Annotated in this window: 19 protein-coding genes; 5 read left to right on the top strand and 14 right to left on the bottom strand. The window is 64.8% G+C overall.

The genetic code is table 11. The features are described 5' to 3' along the window. Positions 1 to 10 precede the first annotated feature (10 nt). The 4 genes from ACTX90_RS01935 to ACTX90_RS01950 are packed head-to-tail and all read right to left on the bottom strand — an operon-like array spanning position 11 to position 5,983. Complete coding sequence (locus ACTX90_RS01935) at positions 11 to 4,675, bottom strand: ATP-dependent helicase (RefSeq protein ID WP_443442886.1); 4,665 nt, start codon at positions 4,673 to 4,675, stop codon at positions 11 to 13. A gap of 39 nt (positions 4,676 to 4,714) precedes the next feature. Beyond that, positions 4,715 to 5,014 (bottom strand): transcriptional regulator, encoded by a 300-nt coding sequence (locus ACTX90_RS01940; protein WP_120991482.1) that lies wholly within the window; start codon positions 5,012 to 5,014, stop codon positions 4,715 to 4,717. Then, entirely contained in the window at positions 4,998 to 5,465 is a 468-nt protein-coding gene (locus ACTX90_RS01945) for a hypothetical protein (RefSeq protein WP_443442888.1), read from the bottom strand. The genes ACTX90_RS01940 and ACTX90_RS01945 overlap by 17 nt, the downstream gene beginning before the upstream one ends. A gap of 59 nt (positions 5,466 to 5,524) precedes the next feature. Next, positions 5,525 to 5,983, bottom strand: a complete 459-nt coding sequence (locus tag ACTX90_RS01950; RefSeq protein ID WP_183043211.1) for a 23S rRNA (pseudouridine(1915)-N(3))-methyltransferase RlmH — start codon at positions 5,981 to 5,983, stop codon at positions 5,525 to 5,527. A gap of 56 nt (positions 5,984 to 6,039) precedes the next feature. Between ACTX90_RS01950 and ACTX90_RS01955 the strand changes: the two genes are divergently transcribed. From ACTX90_RS01955 to ACTX90_RS01970, 4 genes are all read left to right on the top strand, one after another. After that, complete coding sequence (locus tag ACTX90_RS01955) at positions 6,040 to 6,744, top strand: phosphatase PAP2 family protein (RefSeq protein ID WP_052772206.1); 705 nt, start codon at positions 6,040 to 6,042, stop codon at positions 6,742 to 6,744. Between the two features lie 413 nt (positions 6,745 to 7,157). Beyond that, complete coding sequence (locus ACTX90_RS01960; RefSeq protein ID WP_160309066.1) at positions 7,158 to 7,892, top strand: IclR family transcriptional regulator; 735 nt, start codon at positions 7,158 to 7,160, stop codon at positions 7,890 to 7,892. Continuing rightward, entirely contained in the window at positions 7,889 to 8,827 is a 939-nt protein-coding gene (gene hutG, locus ACTX90_RS01965; protein ID WP_047118026.1) for a formimidoylglutamase, read from the top strand. The genes ACTX90_RS01960 and hutG overlap by 4 nt, the downstream gene beginning before the upstream one ends. 5 nt (positions 8,828 to 8,832) lie before the next feature. Further along, positions 8,833 to 10,119 carry a sodium/glutamate symporter gene (locus tag ACTX90_RS01970; RefSeq protein WP_047118025.1) on the top strand — a complete coding sequence of 429 codons (1,287 nt, stop codon included), beginning with the start codon at positions 8,833 to 8,835 and terminating at the stop codon, positions 10,117 to 10,119. Positions 10,120 to 10,191: 72 nt separating this feature from the next. Here the strand turns inward: ACTX90_RS01970 and ACTX90_RS01975 are convergent, their stop codons facing one another. Further along, positions 10,192 to 11,163 (bottom strand): D-2-hydroxyacid dehydrogenase family protein, encoded by a 972-nt coding sequence (locus ACTX90_RS01975; protein WP_443442892.1) that lies wholly within the window; start codon positions 11,161 to 11,163, stop codon positions 10,192 to 10,194. Positions 11,164 to 11,276: 113 nt separating this feature from the next. On the opposite strand from ACTX90_RS01975, the gene ACTX90_RS01980 reads away from it, so the two are divergent. Continuing rightward, the gene (locus tag ACTX90_RS01980; protein WP_053797303.1) at positions 11,277 to 12,401 is read left to right on the top strand and encodes a hypothetical protein; all 1,125 of its coding nucleotides are present in this window, start codon (positions 11,277 to 11,279) and stop codon (positions 12,399 to 12,401) included. Between the two features lie 130 nt (positions 12,402 to 12,531). Here ACTX90_RS01980 and ACTX90_RS01985 read toward each other — a convergent pair whose 3' ends face one another. From ACTX90_RS01985 to ACTX90_RS02025, 9 genes are all read right to left on the bottom strand, one after another. Beyond that, the gene (locus ACTX90_RS01985) at positions 12,532 to 13,302 is read right to left on the bottom strand and encodes a hypothetical protein (protein WP_147407291.1); all 771 of its coding nucleotides are present in this window, start codon (positions 13,300 to 13,302) and stop codon (positions 12,532 to 12,534) included. Between the two features lie 2 nt (positions 13,303 to 13,304). Next, positions 13,305 to 14,216 (bottom strand): ATP-binding cassette domain-containing protein, encoded by a 912-nt coding sequence (locus ACTX90_RS01990; RefSeq protein WP_047118022.1) that lies wholly within the window; start codon positions 14,214 to 14,216, stop codon positions 13,305 to 13,307. Between the two features lie 2 nt (positions 14,217 to 14,218). Continuing rightward, a complete protein-coding gene (locus ACTX90_RS01995; RefSeq protein ID WP_047118021.1) occupies positions 14,219 to 14,608 on the bottom strand; it encodes a hypothetical protein in 390 nt (129 codons plus the stop codon). A 1-nt stretch (position 14,609) separates the two neighbouring features. After that, complete coding sequence (locus ACTX90_RS02000; protein ID WP_047118020.1) at positions 14,610 to 14,954, bottom strand: PadR family transcriptional regulator; 345 nt, start codon at positions 14,952 to 14,954, stop codon at positions 14,610 to 14,612. Between the two features lie 2 nt (positions 14,955 to 14,956). Further along, positions 14,957 to 15,613, bottom strand: a complete 657-nt coding sequence (locus ACTX90_RS02005; protein WP_160309065.1) for a CPBP family glutamic-type intramembrane protease — start codon at positions 15,611 to 15,613, stop codon at positions 14,957 to 14,959. Positions 15,614 to 15,689: 76 nt separating this feature from the next. Next, positions 15,690 to 16,154 carry a hypothetical protein gene (locus tag ACTX90_RS02010; RefSeq protein ID WP_146956084.1) on the bottom strand — a complete coding sequence of 155 codons (465 nt, stop codon included), beginning with the start codon at positions 16,152 to 16,154 and terminating at the stop codon, positions 15,690 to 15,692. Positions 16,155 to 17,120: 966 nt separating this feature from the next. Continuing rightward, positions 17,121 to 17,519 carry a 4-carboxymuconolactone decarboxylase gene (gene pcaC, locus ACTX90_RS02015; RefSeq protein WP_443442894.1) on the bottom strand — a complete coding sequence of 133 codons (399 nt, stop codon included), beginning with the start codon at positions 17,517 to 17,519 and terminating at the stop codon, positions 17,121 to 17,123. A 15-nt stretch (positions 17,520 to 17,534) separates the two neighbouring features. Further along, positions 17,535 to 18,332, bottom strand: a complete 798-nt coding sequence (locus ACTX90_RS02020) for an alpha/beta fold hydrolase (protein ID WP_047118016.1) — start codon at positions 18,330 to 18,332, stop codon at positions 17,535 to 17,537. Further along, positions 18,314 to 19,717, bottom strand: coding sequence for a lyase family protein (locus tag ACTX90_RS02025; protein WP_443442896.1), 1,404 nt, complete (start codon positions 19,715 to 19,717; stop codon positions 18,314 to 18,316). The genes ACTX90_RS02020 and ACTX90_RS02025 overlap by 19 nt, the downstream gene beginning before the upstream one ends. Positions 19,718 to 19,726 lie beyond the last annotated feature (9 nt).

Consider the following 19,726-nt stretch of genomic DNA (forward strand, 5'->3'; position numbering starts at 1 on the left):
GGTGTCCAGGCTACCGCCGGAAGCGGATGCCCTGCGGGGTCGAGTAGAAACCGGCGCCCAGCAGGGCGGCGGCCGCCGGGTGCTCCTGCACAGGTTCGCCGTTGACCGTGGCGATGGCGATCTTGTCCACCCCGGCACGGCGCAGCGCCGCAACCAGCCTGGCCGCCAGCAGCGCCCAGGCCTGCTCTCCGGGTTCGCCAAAGGCCAGCACGGTGCGTCCGCCGCGTTCGAGGTACAGCACCAGCTCGCCGTCCAGCATGCCCACGATCGCCCCGGCCTTGCGCCCGGGGCGGTGCCCGGTCTGCGTGGCGGGCCACGGCAGCGCCGCGCCATAGGGGTTGGCCGGGTCGGTGGCGGCTAGCACCACGGCTTCGGGCTGGCGGCGCGGGTCCTCGGGCAGCACGAAGCCGCGCAGCCGGTCAATGGTGTTCGAGGTGGAGAACTGCGCGGCGCCCAGCTTCTCGATGAAGTAGCCACGGCGCGCATGCCCGGCCTCCTCCAGCTTGGACAGCACCCGGTAAAGCTGTCCGAAGCCCCCCGGCACCGCCTCGGCGGCCACCGAGCCGCGGGTCAGCACCCCGTAGCGCTCAAGCATGATTTCCGCGGTGGCGTGCGCGGCGATGGTGGGGTCGCGCACCGGCTCGGGCAGCAGCGCCCAGCGCGCCGAACCGCGGGTGCTGCGCGCATGCACCACGCCCTGCTCGCGGGCCATGCGGCTGAGTCCGGACAGCCGGTTCAGCCGGGCGGCGCGGGCGCGCGGGGCGGGCTTGGCGATCTTGTGCGCGGTGCTGCCCCCGGCCAGGTAGCCGCGCACCGGCGCCAGGGTGTCAGGGGAGATGAACCCGGCCCAGAACAGCTGCCAGCAAGCCCCGGTGATCTCCTGCTCGCTGGGCGGGCGCCCCTCGCCGGGGTGGATGCGCGCGGCGATCTCCTGCACGAAGTACGCGCCGGTCGGGTCGAAGGATTCAAGCACCCGGCGGGCCAGCGCATCCAGCGGCGCGGGGTCCGGGATCGGCAGGCTCAGCGGGGCATGCTCGGCGGTATGCAGCGAGAGCCAGCCGTCCTTGCCCCCGGCCGCGCCGGCGCCGCAGATGAGCACGTCCCCGGCGCTGGTCAGCTCGTCCAGCCAGGCGCTCTGGTAGCCGGGCAGCCGGGCAGGCAGCACAAAGGACTCCAGCGCGGAGGCGGGCAGCTCGACGCCTGCCAGCTGCATCGCCACCTCGTAGACTCCGTCGCTGCCCTCCAGCCGGGAGCCGACCTGCTGCCAGGCCGGCAGGAAACGCGCGAAAGCCAGCTGGTCCACCGGCTCCACCTCGGCGCGCAGGGCGGCCAGCGAGCGGGTGCGGATGGTGCGCAGCACCTGCACGTCGCAGTACTCGTCCCCGCTGACGCCCTCGGGAATCAGCTCCACCGGGCGGAATGCTCCCAGCGAGAGCCGCCCGGCGGCGGTCATGGCATCCAGCACCGGGCGCAGCACCGCCACGCCCAGGCCCAGCACCCCGGAGATCTCGGTGAGCGTGAACGGGGCGTGGGTGCGGGCATAGCGCGAAACCAGGTCCTCGACGGGCTGGGCCGCGGGCTCCAGGAAGGCGGCGGGGATGCCGGTGGGCAGCGGGGTGCCCAGTGCGTCGCGCAGCTTGGCCGCGTCCTCGATTCCCGCGTAGGCCAGCTGCCCGCCGATCCGCAGGGTGAACGCACGCCGGGTGGCCACCAGCGATTCGGCGTGCGCGCGGGCCGCCGCCTCGGCCAGCGGGGCCTGCTCGTCGGCAGGATCACGCAGGCGTTCAGCCAGCTGAGCGGCGGTCAGGGGGCCCAGCAGCCGCAGCAGGTCCGCGGCCCCCTCCATGCCGGCCAGCCGGCGCTTGGGCGCCAGGTACTGCAGCTGCTGCGCCAGCTCGGCGATGACCTGCGGATCCAGGATCTCGCGCACGTCGTTGCGGCCCAGCAGCTCGCCCAGCAGCACCGGGTCCAGGCTCAGCGCCGCGGCCCGGCGTTCGGCCAGCGGAGCGTCGGATTCGTAGAGGAACTGCGCCACATAGCCGAAGAGCAGCGACTGCGCGAAGGGCGAAGGCAGCTCGGTGGTGACCTCCACCAGCCGGATGGCGCGCGAAGAGACCTGGGACAGGATCCGGGTCAGCGCTGGCAGGTCGTACACGTCGTTCAGGCATTCGCGTACGGTTTCCAGGATGATCGGGAAATCCGGGTAGTTGCGGGCCACGTCCAGCAGCTGGCTGGCGCGCTGGCGCTGCTGCCACAGCGGGGTGCGCTTGGTCGGGTTGATGCGCGGCAGCAGCAGCGCCCGGGCGGCGCATTCGCGGAAGCGCGCGGCGAACAGCGCCGAATTGGCCACCTGCCCGGTGACCAGATCCACGATCTCGTCGGACTCGAACGCGAACAGCTCGGCCCCGGGCGGCTCGTCGTCCATGGCGGGGATGCGCAGCACGATCCCGTCATCGGCGGCCATCGCGGAGGCGTCCAGCCCCCAGCGTTCACGCACCCGCGCACCGACTGCCAACGCCCACGGGGCGTGCACCGCCAGCCCGAAGGGCGAATGCAGGATCACCCGCCAGTCGCCCAGCTCGTCGTGGAAGCGCTCCACCACGAAGGTCTGGTGGTTGGGGACCTGCCCGGTGGCCTCGCGCTGCTCGCCCAGGTAGTTCAGCAGGTTCTGCGCGGCGAAGGCATCCAGTCCTCCTGCGCCCAGCTCTTCGGCGGCCTCGGAGCGTTCGCGGGCCAGCAGGCCGGTGGTGAATTCGCCCAACGCCGCGCCCAGCTCCACCGGGCGGCCCAGCCCGTCGCCGTGCCAGAAGGGCAGCTTGCCGGGCTGGCCGAAGGCGGGGGTGACCAGCACCCGGTCGTGGGTGATGTCCTCGATGCGCCAACTGGTGGCGCCCAGGGCGAACACGTCGCCCACCCGGGACTCGTAGACCATTTCCTCGTCCAGCTCGCCCACGCGTTTGGGCGCCTTGTCGTCCTCGGATCCGGCCAGGAACACGCCGAACAGCCCGCGGTCAGGGATGGTGCCGCCGGAGATCACGGCCAGGCGCTGCGCTCCGGGGCGCGCGGAGAGCACCCCGGCGTCGCGGTCCCAGATGATCCGCGGCTTGAGCGTGGCGAATTCGTCGGAGGGGTACTTGCCGGTGAGCATGTCCAGCGTGGCCAGGTACACGCTGCGCGGCAGCTGCTGGTAGGGGGCCGCGCGCCGGACGGTGTCGAACCATGCCTCGACGTCCAGGTCTTCCATGGCCACCGCGGCAAGGGTCTGCTGGGCCAGCACATCGAGCGGATTGGCAGGGATCGCCATCTTCTCGATCTTGCCCTCGCGCATGCGGGTGACCACCAGCGCGGTGGAGAGCAGGTCGGCGCGGTGCTTGGGGAAGAAGATTCCCTGGGAGACCGAACCCACTTGGTGGCCTGCGCGGCCCACGCGCTGCAGTCCGGAAGACACCGAGTTGGGGGACTCGACCTGGATCACCAGGTCCACCAGCCCCATGTCGATGCCCAGTTCCAGCGAGCTGGTGGCGACCACCGCGCGCAGCCGGCCGAGCTTCAAATCCTCCTCGATGGCCGCGCGGGCGTCCTTGGAGACCGAGCCGTGGTGGGCGCGGGCCAGCAGCGGCGCCTCGGGATCCGCGGCCGCGGTGGACCCGGCCTGCGCCATCATCACCGCGGGGGAGGAGGACAGCTGGTTCTCTACCGCGAAGCCCTCGCGCTCGGCATAGATTTCATTCAGCCGCCCGGTCAGCCGTTCGGCCAGCCGCCGGGAGTTGGCGAAGATGATGGTCGAGTGGTTGGCCAGCACCAGGTCCACCAGCTGGTTCTCCACGTGCGGCCAGATGCTGGCCGCGGCTGCCGGAGAGGAGCCGGGGCCCAGGTCGTGGGCGGCGGCAGCGGAGGGCAGGTCGGTCATGTCCTCGACCGGAACCCGCACCTCAAGCTCCCATTGCTTGGTGGATTCCGGGCGCACGGTGTTCACCGGGGCGGAGCCGGCCAGGAAGCGCGCGACTTCCTCGGGCGGCTCGACGGTGGCTGACAGGCCGATGCGCTGTGCCGGGGCGGCGAGCAGGGAATCCAGCCGTTCCAGGGACAGCGCCAGGTGGGTGCCGCGCTTGGTGTTGGCGATCGCGTGGATCTCGTCGATGATGACCGTGTGCACCTGCGACAGCGTGGTGCGCGCCTGGCTGGTCAGCATCAGGTACAGCGACTCGGGTGTGGTGATCAGGATGTCCGGGGGATTGCGCAGCAGCTGCCGGCGCTCGGAAGCGGGGGTGTCGCCCGAGCGCACGCCCACCGAGACCGAGGGCTGGGAGAGTCCCAGCTCGTGGGCGGTGGCCCGGATGCCGGCCAGCGGGGAGCGCAGGTTGCGCTCCACATCCACGCCCAGGGCCTTCAGCGGCGAAATGTAGAGCACCTTGGTGCCGGTGCCCGTCGGATGGTCGCTGTCCTGGTCCAGTCCGGGCAGCGCCGGGGCATCCAATTCCGCGTGGTGCAGCCGATCCAGCGCCCAGAGGAAGGCCGCCAAGGTCTTGCCGGAGCCGGTCGGGGCGATGACCAGCGTGTGGTTGCCTTCGGAGATGGATGTCCAGGCACCGACCTGTGCGGTGGTCGGCTCGGTGAAGACTTCGGTGAACCACTTCTGGGTGGCCGCGCCGAAGCGGGTCAGGACATCGCTCATGGAATCGATCCTACGTTCTGTCACGGACAGCTGGAGGGCTTATTCGCCCTCGGTGATTTTGCGCAGTGCCGCCAGATGGCCGACGTAGGCACGGCGGCCTTCCTTGCTCAGGCAGAGACGCACGTGGCTGCGGCCGAGCTTGGCGAAGCGTTCCACCTCCACGTATCCGGCATCGGTGAGCTGTTTCAGGTGTTTGCTCAGCACTGAATCGGCAACGTTCAAATTTTCCTTGAGGTGCGCGAACTCGGCCCATTGGACGGGTGCGAGGCTTGCGCAGATCCGCAGGCGCAACGGTGCGTGAATCAGGTCGTCAAAGCGTGGTTCAGCAGGCTTGCTCACTGCCGTCCTCCACGCGTTCCTGCGTCAGCGAAGCACGCATTTTGTGGGCTAGGACCCCGAGGATTGCACAGCAGACAACCATCTTTCCCGCGGCTTCGAACCAAGTAGATGCCTCCCACATACGCAGGAACATCGTGGCCAGAATGATCACCACCAGGTAGCAGCCAAAGGCTGTCGAATTGCCGGGCAGTGGCCGCTGCTTGGCGCGTTTGCGTAGAAAGACAGCCAACCAAATAATCAGGGGAATGAACAACGCGAAAAGCGAATACAGAATCTGGTCTGGAACGAGACCGTCGATACTTGTCAGCGTACTGATCAGCAGGACTACACAGGTGGTGAATCCGCGCGGAGAGTCGCTGCTTCGGACCATGTTCTGAGAGGCGGCCTGTGCGTCGGCAAGGAGACTGGAGGCCTCGTGCTTGGTCGGGTTCGCGGCTTCTTGCGGGTTCATGTTCCCTCACTTTCCGTTACGGAAAGTTTTGTCTTTCCAAGATGGAAAGTCAAAGATGGCTAAACGTGGTGGTACTTGCCGCCGGCCAGGATGTCCTGGGCGCGGTACAGCTGCTCGGTGAGGATCAGGCGGACCAGCTGGTGCGGGAACACCAGCTTGGACAGCGACCAGGTGAAGTTCGCCCGCGCGTGAACGGTTGGATCAACGCCGTAGGCTCCGCCGATGATGATCACGACATTTCGCGCAGAGTCGATCGGCGTGCGCAGGGTATTGGCCAGCGCTGGGGAGTCGACGTTCTTCCCGCGCTCATCGAGCAGCACCACGAAGTCCCGGTCGTCGATTTTGGCCAGGATGCGGGCCGACTCCTCGGTGCGTGCCGCGTCGTTTTCCCGCGAGGAATGCGAGAGCAGCTGCCACGACAGGTCGAAGGGTTTCTTCAGCCGCTTCTCATAGCGGGAGATCCCCTCGTCCACCCAAGACTCATGCTTCTTGCCGACGGCCAACACCTTGATTGTCATGGTTCTATTCTTCCGCATAGCCGCCGGTCAGCGAACACAGGGGGTCTGTGGATACGATGGAGACCATGCGATCTTCATGGTTTTTCCGCCCGGGTCAGCGATCACGCGGCGTGCAGGCGTTGTGGATCGCCTTTGGACTCATCGTGGTGCTGTTCTATTTCACCCGGCGAATGCTGGTCTCCCTCAGGATCGGGGGATGGTCCAAGGATGTCGACCTGCCGGTCGAGCAGTGGGTTCTGGCTCACCAGGATCCTGTGTGGCACTCGGTTGCCACCGTGCTCTATCTCTGGGGATCAACGCCCGGCATGACGGTGACCATGGTGATCCTGACGGCAATCATTTGCCTGTGGGCGCGCAGCTGGTGGCCTTTGGCCACGGTAGCCTTCACCGCCTTGGGGTCGGTGCTGCTGACGGTGGTGCTCAAATCAGTGCTGCAGGTTGCGCGCCCGACTGGCGTGCCCGGAGGCCCTGCGCCGCCGGGGTCCTTCTCGTTCCCCAGCGGGCACACGCTGAATGCGGCAGCTCTGATTGGCATCGCCACCTACCTGGCTGTGGTCTACGGATTGCGTCGCTACGCATACCTGCTGGGCGGCATAGCGGTGTTGTTCGTCGCGGCCATGGGAGCCTCCAGGGTCTACCTTTCCCACCACTGGGTTTCTGACGTCCTAGTCGGGTTGCTCATTGGCGCAGGCTGGGCGGCTGTTGTGGCTATCTTGCACTATTTCTTCGTCCCCTCGAAGAGGATTCGGCAATCTTCCTAGCTTGCTGAACATCCCCGGGTGGATGTGACATTAACTTCAAATATGATTCCGACATCGCGGGCCGACTTATCGGCCTGCGATGCGCTGCTTAACGACCCTGTTGGTGTTGCTCAACTAGCCCGGAGTTCAAAAGCGCCGCTTTAGCGCACGTCAGTACGCGGAACCTCGGGAGATTTCATGTTGTTCAACAATCCATTGGAGAATTTGGGCATGATTCCGGGGCGCTGCCGGCGAGGCACACCTTTTCCAGCGACTGAGAATTTGCCCCGATTCTTTCTCACTCGGTGAGAATTTCGATTTGTCCTCGCCGCATACATGACAGAACAATGGTTCATTGTGCCAATTTCCGCCGGCGGGCGGACCCGCACGAAAAAGTTGTTCACGGCCGTCCACGGCCTCTCGATGAAGGTGCCATGAGCGTAAGGAAAGAGTCCGATTCACAGACCGCACGGGTCTTGTGGATTCTCTCTGCATTGGCGAAGGTTCCGCAGGCAAGCGTGCGCGAGCTGTCCACCGAAACCGGCATTCCGGTGAGCTCGGTGTACCGTCTGCTGGACCACTTGGTGTTCTCCGGCTTCGTCCACAAAACTTCCTCCGGACACTACGGCGCCGGCGCCGCGGCCGTGCAGCTTGCCGAACGTTACTGGGATTCCAGCCTGGCGAGCGGAACCGTCGCCCCCTACCTGCGCCAGCTGTCGCAGGACTCCGGCGAACTCGCCGCCTTCATCGTGGCCCATGGCGCCGAATCGGTGTGCGTGGAAACCATCGAGTCCACCCAGGCGTTGCGGTGCAGCTACTCGGTGGGCACTTCCCACCCGCTGACCCTCGGGGCCTCGGGCACCATGCTGATGGCCCTGATGTCCCGGGAGCAACGCGCCGAAATCTTCGACTTCCATGATGTCGATGCTCCGTCGAGGACACGCCTTGAGCAGGCCTGCGAATCGGCCTTCCGAGCGGGCTACGCAGTCAGCCTCTCTGAGGTGGAGGAAGGCGTCTGGTGCGTCAGCTCCCCGGTCACGGACCTGAACGGAGAGCTGCAAGCAGTGGTGAGCCTAATGGCTCCCGCCCAGCGCAGCCTCGAACGCCAAGCTGAACTGATCCAACAAACCTGCAGAACCGCACTGAGCCTGAGTGGAGGAATCAAATGACCTGGAAACAGGCAACCGACTGGACCGGACGCAACGATGGTCCCGGTCCGGAGCATGCCCGCTGGCACAACACCATCCAGGCCTGGACAGCCGGGGCCGAACCCGGCGCCGCGCTGCTGGGTTTCGCCAGCGACGAAGGCGTGCGCCGCAACAAGGGCCGAGTGGGTGCGCGCGACGGGGCGCAGGCCCTGCGCACCGCGCTGTCCTCCATTGCCCTGCACGAACCGGTCAAGCTCTACGACGCCGGAGACATCGAGGTCGACGGCGAAGACCTGGAATCCGGGCAAGAGGCCTTCGCGGACGTGCTGGCCCAGCTGCTGCGCGAAGGACACTTCACCGTGGGTCTTGGCGGAGGCCACGAAATCACCTTCGCCAGCTACGCCGGACTGGCCCGCGCCCTCGGCGAAGACTCCAGCTGGAGTCTGGGCATACTGAACATCGATGCGCACTTCGACCTGCGCGAGGCGCCGCTGCCGAGCTCCGGCACCGGTTTCGCGCAGATCGCCAAGGCCCAGGCAGCCGCCGGGCGCCCCTTCCGCTATGCGGCCGTGGGCATCAGCGAAGCAGCCAACACCAAGGTGCTCTTCGACCGCGCCGCCGAGCTTGGCGTCGAGGTGCTTCTGGACACCGAATGCCATCTGGGCAACCTGCAGGCGGTGCGCGAATTCATCGCGAACTTCGCCGACTCGGTGGACCACCTGTACCTGACCATCGACCTGGACGCGCTGCCGGCCAGCGTGGCACCGGGCGTCAGCGCCCCGGCCGGCTTCGGCGTCAGCCTTGAAATGGTCCGCGAGATCGTCTTGGCCGCCGCCCGCAGCGGCAAGCTCAAGCACGCAGATATTGCTGAGCTCAACCCTCTCTTTGACATCGATCAGCGCACCGCCCGCACTGGCGCGCGACTGCTCAATGACCTGATCTTGAACCGAGGTTAAGATATATGGAATTACAACTATCCTTGGTCCAGACCGCGGCACTGGCGCTGATCCTGCTGGTCTTCGGCGAGTTCGCCCGCCGCCGCGTCGCCTTTCTGGAGAAGTTCTGCATCCCGGCCCCCGTGGTCGGCGGCTTCCTGTTCGCCCTGCTGGTGCTCGTGCTGCGCCAGACCGGCACCGTGGAAATCAGCCTGGACACCTCCCTGCAGACCCCGGCGATGATCGCCTTCTTCACCACCATCGGCCTGGCAGGTTCGCTGGCGACCATCAAGAAGGGCGGCAAGCTGCTGCTGATCTACCTGGTGGCCTGCTGGACGCTGGCCTTCGCGCAGAACATCATCGGCATGGGCATGGCCAAGCTGCTGGGCGTGGACCCGATGCTGGGCATCATGGCCGGCGCGGTCAGCCTCGAAGGCGGACACGGCGGCGCCGCGGCCTTCGGCCCTACCGCTGAATCCATGGGCGTCGAAGGCGCCACCACCGTGGCCATCGCCTCGGCCACCTTCGGCCTGGTGGCAGGCAGCCTGATCGGCGGCATGCTCGCCAGCTTCCTGATGCACCGCCACAAGCTGGAAGTTCCTGCCAAGCCGCAGACGATCGCCCAGAAGGTCGGCGCAGGCTACGGCGTGAAGAAGCTTGCAGGCGGCGGCGGTTTCGCCGGCGGCCCGGCCACCGGAGAGGACCTCGACGAGGCCATCAAGCAGCCGGGCGACGAGATCAGCAACTACTCCTCGATCCTCTCCACCTCCACCATCATCGGCATCATCATGGTGCTGGGCATGCTGCTGGGCGACTGGATCGCGCAGATGACCGGCTTCTCGCTGCCCGCCTACGTGGGCGCCATGATCGCCGCGGTGATCTTCCGCAACCTGAACGACAAGTTCAACTGGGTGAAGATCAATGACGACTCGGTCAACCTGATCTCCCAGCTGACCCTCGGCTTCTTCCTGACCCAGGCCATGATGAGCCTGAAGATCTGGGAACTGGCGAACCTCGCCGGCCCGCTGTCCATCATCCTGCTGGTGCAGCTGGTGTTCATCACCCTGTTTAGCGCGATCGTGGTCTTCCGCATCATGGGCAAGAACTACGACGCGGCCACCATGGTCGCAGGTTTCATGGGCCACGGCCTGGGCGCGACCCCCAACGCCCTGGCGAACATGGACTCCTTCAACGCCAAGTACGGCGTGCGCTCGGAGAAGGCGTTCCTGATCGTGCCGCTGGCCGGCGCGGTGCTCATCGACCTAGTGGCGCTGCCCTGGATCGTATGGTGCATGAACCTCGTGGCAGGTTAAATCCGCCCAACACCAAGTGCCCTCGGCGCATCGGGAATACGATGCGCCGAGGGCACTGCTGTCTGCACGGGATTAATTCAGCACCCGCACCGGTTTGCCCTTGGCCCAGGCCCGGATGTCCGCGGCCGCGTCCTGGTAGAATATCGCGAACTGCTCCACCGTCACATAGCCGATGTGCGGGGTGGCGATGACCCCACGGGTTGACGCCAGCCGGTCGCCTTGCGGCAGCGGCTCCACATCGAAGACGTCCACCGCGGCCAGGTAGAGCTGCTCGTTTTCCAACGCATCAATGAGCGCATCGGTCTGCACGATGCGGCTGCGCGAGGTGTTCACGAAAATCGCGTCAGGCTTCATCCAGGCCAGCTGCTTGGAGCCCACCACCCCGGTGCTGCGCTCGGAGAGCTTGAGGTGGATGGTCAGCACGTCGCTGGTCGCGAACAGCTCGTGCTCGCTGACCTTGCGCACGCCGACTTCCGCAGCGCGCTCCGCGGTCAGGTTCTGGCTGTAGGCGATCACGTGCATGCCGAAGGCCAGCCCGATCTTCGCCACGCGGGAGCCGAGGTTTCCCAGCCCGTAGACGCCCAGGGTCTTGCCCGACAAGCCGATGCCCATGGTGCTCTGCCACCCTGTGGAGTGCTCCAGCGGGCGCTGCGCGGAGAAGATCTCCACATCCAGGCGCCGGGCCGCGGCGAGGATCAGCGCCCAGGTGTGCTCGGCGGCGTCGGTGGCGATGTAGCCGGTATGGCTGACAACCACTCCGCGCTCCGCGGCCGCGTCGAGGTCGATGGAGCCGTTGCGCCGTCCGGTGGTCACCAGCAGCTTCAGGTTCGGCAGGGCCTGCAGCCGGGAGCGCGGAAACGGCGTGCGTTCGCGCATCGCGACGATGACGTCGAAGGGCTCAAGCGCCGCGATCACGGTGGCGTCGTCATGCCCCAGGAATTCGGTGAAGACGCTCAGTTCGGCGTCCAGCTCCTGGGCCAGGGACTGGAAATCGGCGAGCGTGCGGGAGATGTCGTGGTAATCGTCGAGGACGGCAATTCGCATGGCTCAATACTAAGCACCACCGGTGCCGGGAAACGAGAGTATTTCCCTTATTTCCGCTGACCAGCACGCACTCTGGCAGACTGGGTGGAAACTTCCGGGTGAAGGGAACATCCATGGACTTGAAACAATCCCTGCTCGCCGGGCGCCGCGGCCGCCGGCTGCTCAGCAGTATCGTGCTGTCCGGGACCGCCCCCGAGGCGCAACACCTGATGCGTTCGGTGTTCGACGCGTCCTTCGAATTGGCGCAGCAACGAGGCGACGGGGTTGTGCGCTTCACCATGGCCGAGGAAAGTGCAGGTGCAGAGCCGCAGGAATCCGCCGCGGATGAAACGGCGCCATCGATTGCCCAGATTGCGCAGATGCTCCGCACCGTGCCCCTGCCCGAAGCGATGCCCGAGCTGATTCGCTCAGCGCTGGCGGACAGCGTCGATTGGGCCATGTACTGGCAGCCTCCGGATGCCGAGGACACCTTGTTCGGCGACCCCCGACTCGTTCAAGCACTGGAGCGGGTAGCAGAGCATGTCGCGTCAACCGGCATCATCCAGAGCTGGATGGGCGCATCCACGCAGGCGAACCAGTGGATGATCACCTGGACGGGCGAAAGCGCCGAAGGCCAGTGGGAACCGGGCCTTGAACCTGCGCAATCCCAGCTGAAGGCGTGGAACCTCGATCTCGCGGAGAAAGAACGCGCCAGCAAGGCAGACCTGCGGGAAAAGATGGACCAGCTGGCCAGCGGGCACTGGTGGTCGAATCCGCCGGGCGGGCTGTACCGCAGCTTCGGAACCTTCGAGCTTGAAGAGCCCATCGGCCTGGCTTGTGTGGAGGACGGCATGGGATGGAGCTCGGCGCTGGTGCGGCGCCTGCAGATCGAATGCCGGAAGCCGGTATTCCACATCACCGAGCCAAGGCACTGGGCCGATTTGTGCCGCCGCTACCCGCTGGAAGTCAGCGCAACGATGCGGCGCAACTGGTTTGAAACGACCGGGCGCGACGGGCTCTGGGTCCAGCCGGACTGGCAGGCCGTGGCCGAGGACTACGACGGGGTGCATCTGGGCCTTGGCGCCTATCTGGCCGGAGCGGGGGAGATCATCGCGGTGGATGCCCGGCGCGCCAGCGTCATCGCCGGATGGAACCCCGATGAGACCTACTGGTTCACCGATGCCGTGCAACCGGTGGACGAGGTGCGTACGTGGGGAATCAGTGATGCGGGTGGGCGCGATGTTTGGTTGCGAAGATAGCCTTTGCGGTGCGCATGGACCCGGCATTCAGGACACTCCAGCGGGACGGTCCGCACTCGCGCAGCTCCAAGCTGTTCGGGTGCAAGCCGCCCCGCAGATTTTTTAGCGCCAATGCGCGACATCGCGGCGGCTAATGCGGTTCGGCGCGCCGCATGCGGATGAATCCCACCGCAAACGGCAGGAGAACCCATAGGGCAAATGAGGACAACGCAGTGCCTATACTTCCGTCGCCGATCAAGGAATTGGACATCGAGGCGGTTTGCAGGAAAGGTCCGATGCCACCGGGCAGCAACAACAGCAGATTGTCGATGAGCAGCACTTGGATGATCACTATCACCACCGAAAGCGGCGTCGACAGCAACGCGGAGCCCAATGCCGCACCGCTCAGCGAACCGGCAAACGACAACACAATTAGCATGCCGAGGACCTCCAGAGAACCTTGGGCAGTCCAGGCCATCCCAAAGGCGCTGGCCAGCCCGAAACTAACTGCCAGGCCGGTCGCGATGAACGCCGCGCAAAGAGCGACGCCGATGAGCACGGAGGTCACCAGTTTCGCCAGGAAAACACGGTGGCGACGTGGTTCCAACGCCAGAATCATCAGTATGTCCCGATGCTGCCAATCCATCGTATAGACCAGAATTCCAAGAATTGGGGTTCCCAAGGCAGCGCATACGGTAAACGCCATCATGATGACTGAGAAGGACAACTCGGCTTCCTCCTGGGCAATTAGCACCCAGCACACTCCGAAGGACAGCAAGAGCCCAAGCCCAAGCATGCTCCACAGCACTGACTGCCCGGAACGAACCGTTGTCAGTTTCCGAAATTCCAGCCCCACCAAGCGGCCCAGTGTGGGCCGGGATCCAACAAGCGGTTGCCGTTCTGGTGTATCAGTGGTTTTCATAGTCAAAGTACTTCCGTCCGGTGAACACTGTATTCACCCTGTGTAAGGCGCAGGTAGGCTTCCTCCAGCTGGTGTTCCTGTTGCGATCCCAGCGAGGTGATCAGTATTCTGTGCTCCATGGCAATCTGCGCCACCTGTCGATTGCTGGCCTGGACCTTGAGCCAACCAGGGACGGCATGGTCCGAGACGGCAAATCCATGAGCCAGCAGCAACTTGGCGAGTTTCTCCGGCTCGTCGGCTTCGACGCTGACTTGTGAATCCGGGTTGCTGAGATCCGACAGCGTGGATTCCGTCGCGACGCTGCCGCGGTCGATGATGACCACGCGATGAGCGTAGGATTGCAGCTCCTGCAGGAGATGGCTGGAAACCAAAACGCTTCCCCCGTCCTGGGCGAACCCTGTCAACAAGCCGCGCAGCCAGCTGATGGCTTCGATGTCCAGCCCGTTGACGGGCTCATCCAGGATCAGGCACCGAGGACGCCCCAGGATTGCAATTCCAAGCCCGACGCGCTGGCGCATCCCGAGAGAGAGGGACTTGAATCGTCGTTTGGCAACAGATTCCAATCCCATTTGCTCAATAACTTCGTCGCGGCGGCTGTTGCTGATCCCGAGCATGCCTGCTGCAAGACTGAAGCTGTCGCGAACATTTCGTCCTGGATGCCGAGCGGCTGCGTCCAGCAGCGAACCGACTGCCGCTCCCGGGTTCGGCAGGTCGGAATACCTGACCCCGTCGTAAAGAATGGAGCCTGAATCGGGGGTGCCCAGACCCAGCACCATTCGCATCAGCGTAGATTTTCCGGAACCGTTAGGGCCCAAAAGGCCGGTGATTTGTCCTGCAGGTATCGAGCACGATATCTCCTTGAGGATATGCGCCTTCCCGTAATGCTTGGATACCGAAGAAACTTGGATATGCATGCTTATTCAACGCCCTTTGGGATTCGATGATCTACCATTGCGCCAATGATCGAGCCGATGAAAGCTATGGCCAGCGCGCCGACGAGGGTCAGAACGCTGATCAGCGGGTTGGACTCCCCGGCTGTAGCAAACGAGGTAACCACCCGGCCGAGGACCACTAGTACGGCGACGGCAACAGCAACGGTGATGATCCAAAAACCCTTCGATGTGGCTTTCCCCTTGGTGAACGTTTCGGCGAAACTTTTCTCCGGACCGAAAAGTTCCAATGGGGTGCTTTGAGCCGCCTCGGATTCCGCGCGGACTTCCCGGAGGGTTTGTGCGACGACGGACTCCGGCATGCGGCGCCAGCGAAGCTGATAGGCCAGGTTCTTGAAGTATTCGTCGTTCATCATGTCAGTGCTTCTCTTCGTCTAGTAATTGATTGGTGACCGCAGTGAACTCACGCCACATTTTGGTCTCCGTTTTCAGAGCAACAAGGCCGGCGGCGGTGATTCGATATGTCTTGCGGCTTGGGCCGTGCTCCCCTTCTACCCATTCAGTCTCGACCAATTCGTCGTCGACGAGGCGTCGGAGGAGCGGATACAGGGTTCCTCCGCCAACATTCCCGAGGCCGTAGCCCGCCAACAATCCGATAACTTCATGCCCGTACGTTCCGCTGTGGCGATGGATGGTCCTCAGCACACATAGCGTCAAGGAAGCCTTGAGCCACCCGCTGGGCCATTTCTCCGCTTGATTCATAACTAGATCGTAATCCGATCTACAAAGGAAGTCAATGAAGGTCGCTTTGCGTTGCCAAGGAGCAGTAGCCAGCTGACCGCAAGGACCAGCGCAATATCCATGCCGAGAATCACGGGACCTACCAACAGCTCGCTGGCTGTTTCCGAAAGGGATATAACCATGAGATTGGCGATCAAGTGAGTGGCTGCAGAGGCAATCCATGAGCCAGTCAGCGCACATATGGCGAATGCCGCCAAGGAAAACAACGCTCGATCAGCAACTAGCCAGGGGTTGCTGATCGGGTGGGCTAGGCAGAATCCAACAGTCGCTGCAGCTGGGATCATCCATCGATGGCGTGGACGAAGATGCTTGCGCATCCTCCAGGGAAAGTACCTGAAGGCAAGCTCTTCGGCACATGAGGCGAGGGCCAGCCCGATGAGCACTGCGGGAGACGTCCACTGGGCGACTCCCGCGATCAAGGCGAATAGGACGGCGACCACGCCTATGAATTTTCCGGTAGACGGGCTTCCGGCTTCTGGATATTTTTCAGGGTTGTTGCAGATCAGGTAGGCGGCCGTGGCCGCGGTTGCCATAACGAGCGCGCCAAACCATTCGCTCGCCACGAGGTGATCCCATGCTAGCGCCAGGCTAGCGAGAGTTAGCATGGCGCTGATGGCCACATATGCAAGAAGTCTTGTCATTTCGAATTGGGTTCTACAGGGTCGCCCGCGTTGCTCGCGGGCGACCCGCTAGATGCTAGAAGAAGTAGTGCCAGAGAGCGTCGAAGAGCTCCCAGAGGCCACCCGAGGCAACGAAGTCGATTCCCCAGCGGATCCACGAAGCGAGGCTATTCCACCATTTCTTAAACGCGTTCCATCCTTTTTTGACGGCGGACTTCATGCTGTTCCAGATTTGAGGAGCATTTTTCTTGATCCAGTCAATGACTGGCTTGATGCTGATTCTCTTCTGCGCGTCGGAGGCCGAAGCTGTTCCGAGATCCGGGGAGGCGACGCTGCGCGTGCCGCTATCCGCAGCAATGGATCCGGACGATACGGTGCTCGCCGACGATGCGACAGTTTGGACGGACGAGATTGAGGGCTGGGCAATGGCGCTAGCGGCTCCGGTAACTGGCGCAAACAGCAGGGCGCCACAGAGTGCCGCAGCCAGGGTGCGACGCTTGATCGGATTGGCCGATGGCGTCGTCTTTCGAGCTTGACTCATTTCGAGTTCCTTTGTCTCTCTTGTGAATGATGATGGTCCTGCAGGATCCGAGACTAATGTATATAAATCCATCGCATTTATGTCCAATACGACAAAATGTTAAGGCAAGCGTGGTGCGTTCGGATATCCTGTAGCGGTTTGGCGGCAGAGTCATGTTATATTGCCGTAAGTTGACTAAACCCCAATTCATTCACGCTAAGTTATCAAGTATTAGCAAGCAAGATGACCTATCTTTGTCTTGAGATCATTCTGAATGCTTGTAGATGCGGTGCGTGTTTGGCCCCTGTTCGGCCGCCTGTTGCGTCTGGGGGATTGACGCAGTTCGCGGTTGGCGACACAAAACACTATCTGTTAGTGTTTTGAACTGCTTTCTGATGGGTTGCGCAGTCCGTCCGTTCGGGCGCGGCCTAGCCGCACTTCCGAAAAAGGTATTTAAGGTCGGAACTTGCTTTTGCCTGTGCGGCAACAGATGCGTACGCGACAGCCTTGTGGCTTCCGTCAGATCGTTCGCCGACAGGCAATGAATGAGTAGCAGATGACCCGGTCGATTCGAAACGTGGCCCGTGCGCGGCACGCGATGGCGGTTGCAGAAGCAACTCGCGCGGTGCCGTGGCCTCAAAGATTTTCAGCGTTGGTTCGAATGCCAGGTGTAATAGCGCCAAAGTTAAAGGTGCGCTGGGTGCCAAACGACAACGGGCTGTTCCGCCGGCCCCACGCATTCACGGACGCGGGGGCCAGCGACGAAGCATCGGCATTCGCGTCTGTGCCGGCCGCAGACCAAGAGCAAGGTGCAGCGGTTCAACCGGACGATGCTGGAGCAGTGGGCGTACGCGATCCGGTACCGCGCGGTGGCTGAGCCGGTTGCTGCTTTGCAGGGGTGGCTAGGTTATGAGAACTACCGTCGAGGGCAAGCTTCGCTGAAGGCCCGAGTACCGACCGACAGTGTTCTCAACCTTGGCAACACAGCTAGGAGGCCTCGTACTCGGCCAAAACTTTCTTGCCGATCTTGAACGCGACGTTGGCCGCGGGCACCGAGCAGTAGATGGCGCTCTGGAGGAAAACTTCCTTGATTTCATCAGGGGTCATGCCGTTGCGCAGGGCCGCATGCACGTGCATTTCCAGCTCCTCCCAGTAGCCGCCGGCGATCATGGCGGTCAGGGTGATGGCGCTGCGGGTGGTGCGCGGCAGGCCGTCGCGGGTCCAGATGGTGCCCCAGGCGTAGCGGGTGATCATCTTCTGGAACTCGTCGGTGAAGTCGTTCGAGGTGCTGGTGGCGCGGTCGACGTGCTCGCCGCCGAGCACTTCGCGGCGCACCACCATGCCGGCGTCGTAGGTGTCGCCGGGCAGGCGCTGGGAGTCAGTCATGTAGCTAGGCCTTTGCTAGTTGGCGGTGAAGAAGTTGATCAGTTCTCGTGCGGTCGCGGCCGGGTCCTCGGCCGGGGCCAGATGGGCCACGGTGTCGATGACGGCGAAGGCTCCCTTCGGGGCGTGCTCGGCGATGAACTGCGCGTCGCTTGGCGGGCAGACCTGGTCGTGGGCGCCGTTCAGGCCCAGGATCGGATCGGTCATGGCCGCCAGCTGCTCGCGCAGGTCGAACCCGGCCAGCGCACCGCAGACGTGGGCGTAGGAGAAGCGGTCGGCATCCTGCAGGTTGTGCAGCAGGTTGGTGGAGGTGACCGCGTCCTTCTCGATGAAGCCGGGGGCGAACCAGCGCTGCGCGGAGCCGACCACCATGGTCGGGGTGCCGGCCTGGGCGACCAGCTCGGCGCGTTCGGTCCAGGCTTCCGGGGTGCCGATCTTCGCCGCGGAGCAAACCACGGACAGAGCCTTGAAAACGCCTGCATGGTCGTTGGCCAGCTGCAGGGCGATGGCCCCGCCCACCGAGACTCCGGCGTAGTACAGCGCCGCGTCCTGGCCGATGACCCCGTCGCCGCGCAGCGCGTCGATGGCGTCCATGACGCCCTGGGCGAGCTGCGCCATGGTGAACGGTTCGGCGGACGGCTTGCTTTCGCCGTGGCCGGGCAGGTCCCAGGCGATGAGCTGGAAGTGGTCCTTGAGGAAAGGCGCGGCCGGCCCCCATAGGTGCAGCGAGGAGGTGCCCAGCGAGGGGCCCAGGATCAGCGTCGGCAGCGAGGTATCGAGGTTCAGCAGCGAGGGGGTTAGTTGTGGGACAGCCATGATTCCTTCCACAGGGCATAATCGGCAAGAACTGTATGGGTGAAGCGTGCGGCGCTGCCCAGGTATCCGGCGGGATCCAGCAGCGCGTCGAGCTGAGCGTCGGAGAGGTCCGCGTGGGAAACCTCCAGGCGCAGCAGCTGGCGCAGCCCGATCGGCTCGGTGAGCGAACGCAGCACAAGTTTCTGGATGGAGGGCTTGCCGCCGGTGATGACCGGGGCCAGCACGGTGGCGATGCGCTCGGAGAGCACCGCATCCCCGCCCAGGGCGAGGTTGCGGGCCAGCGCCGGCTCGTTGACGGTCAGCCCGTTGGCCAGCACATCCGCGTGCTCGGCGGCGCCAATTGCCAGGCGCAGCAGCTCGCGCAGCGCCGGCCATTCGGCATGCCAGCCGCCGTCCGGGCGCTCGTCCGCCGCGGTGCCGGCGGCGGTGAAGAGCGTGGAGACCAGGCCCGGGGCGCCCAGCGCCGCGGTGCGCAGCAGCAGCGAATGCACGGGGTTCTGCTTCTGCGGCATGGCCGAGGAGCCGCCCTTGCCTGCCTCGCGCGGTTCGGACAGCTCGCCGATTTCCGGGCGGGAGGCGGTGAGCACGTCGGTGCCGAAGGTGCCCAGCGCAGCGATCACCGCGCCCAAGGCGGAGCCTGCCTGCAGCAGCGGCACGCGGTTGGTGTGCCAGGGGACCTGCGGGTCGGCCAGCTGCAGCTGATTGGCCAATTGCGCGGCCAGCTGCGCGCTGTCCGCGGCGCTGTCCGAGGTCGAGAGGAACTGGTCCAGCGAGGCGAGGGTGCCCACCGCGCCGCCCCACTGCAGCTGCAGTCCGGCGGCCACCGATTCCAGCTGGCGGCCGGCGGCGAGCACCGCCGACAGCCAGGAGGCGGCCTTCCAGCCGAAGGTGGTGGGCAGCGCATGCTGGGTCAGCGACCGGGCGATGCACGGGGTGTCGTCGTAGCTGCGGGCCAGTTCAGCCAGCCCGGAGGCCGCCGAGCGCAGCCGAAGGAGCAGCTCGCGGATGCCGCGGGACAGCAGCAGCATCAGCGCGGTGTCGATGATGTCCTGGCTGGTGGCCCCGCGGTGCAGGGCAGTGCCTGAACCGGCCGGAGCGCCGTCGTCGACCAGCCGGGCGCGCATCATGCCCAGCAGCGGGATCAGCGCGTTGGCCCCGTCGGGGGTCAGCGCGGCCAGCTCGGCCAGGTCGTAACGCCCAACGTCGGCTACCGCCTCCACGGCGGCAGACTGCGCGGCGGTGCACAACCCGGCGGCCGCCTGCACGCGCACCCAGGCGGCCTCGACATCCAGCATCGCCTGCACGAAGGCCGCGTCATCGGCCAGCCGGGCGCCGGCCCCGCCGGCCCAGACCGGGTTCAGCACCCCGTAGTCGGCATTCATCATGGCAAAACC

This window comes from Glutamicibacter soli (genome assembly GCF_052322135.1).
Taxonomy (GTDB): Bacteria; Actinomycetota; Actinomycetes; order Actinomycetales; family Micrococcaceae; genus Glutamicibacter; species Glutamicibacter soli.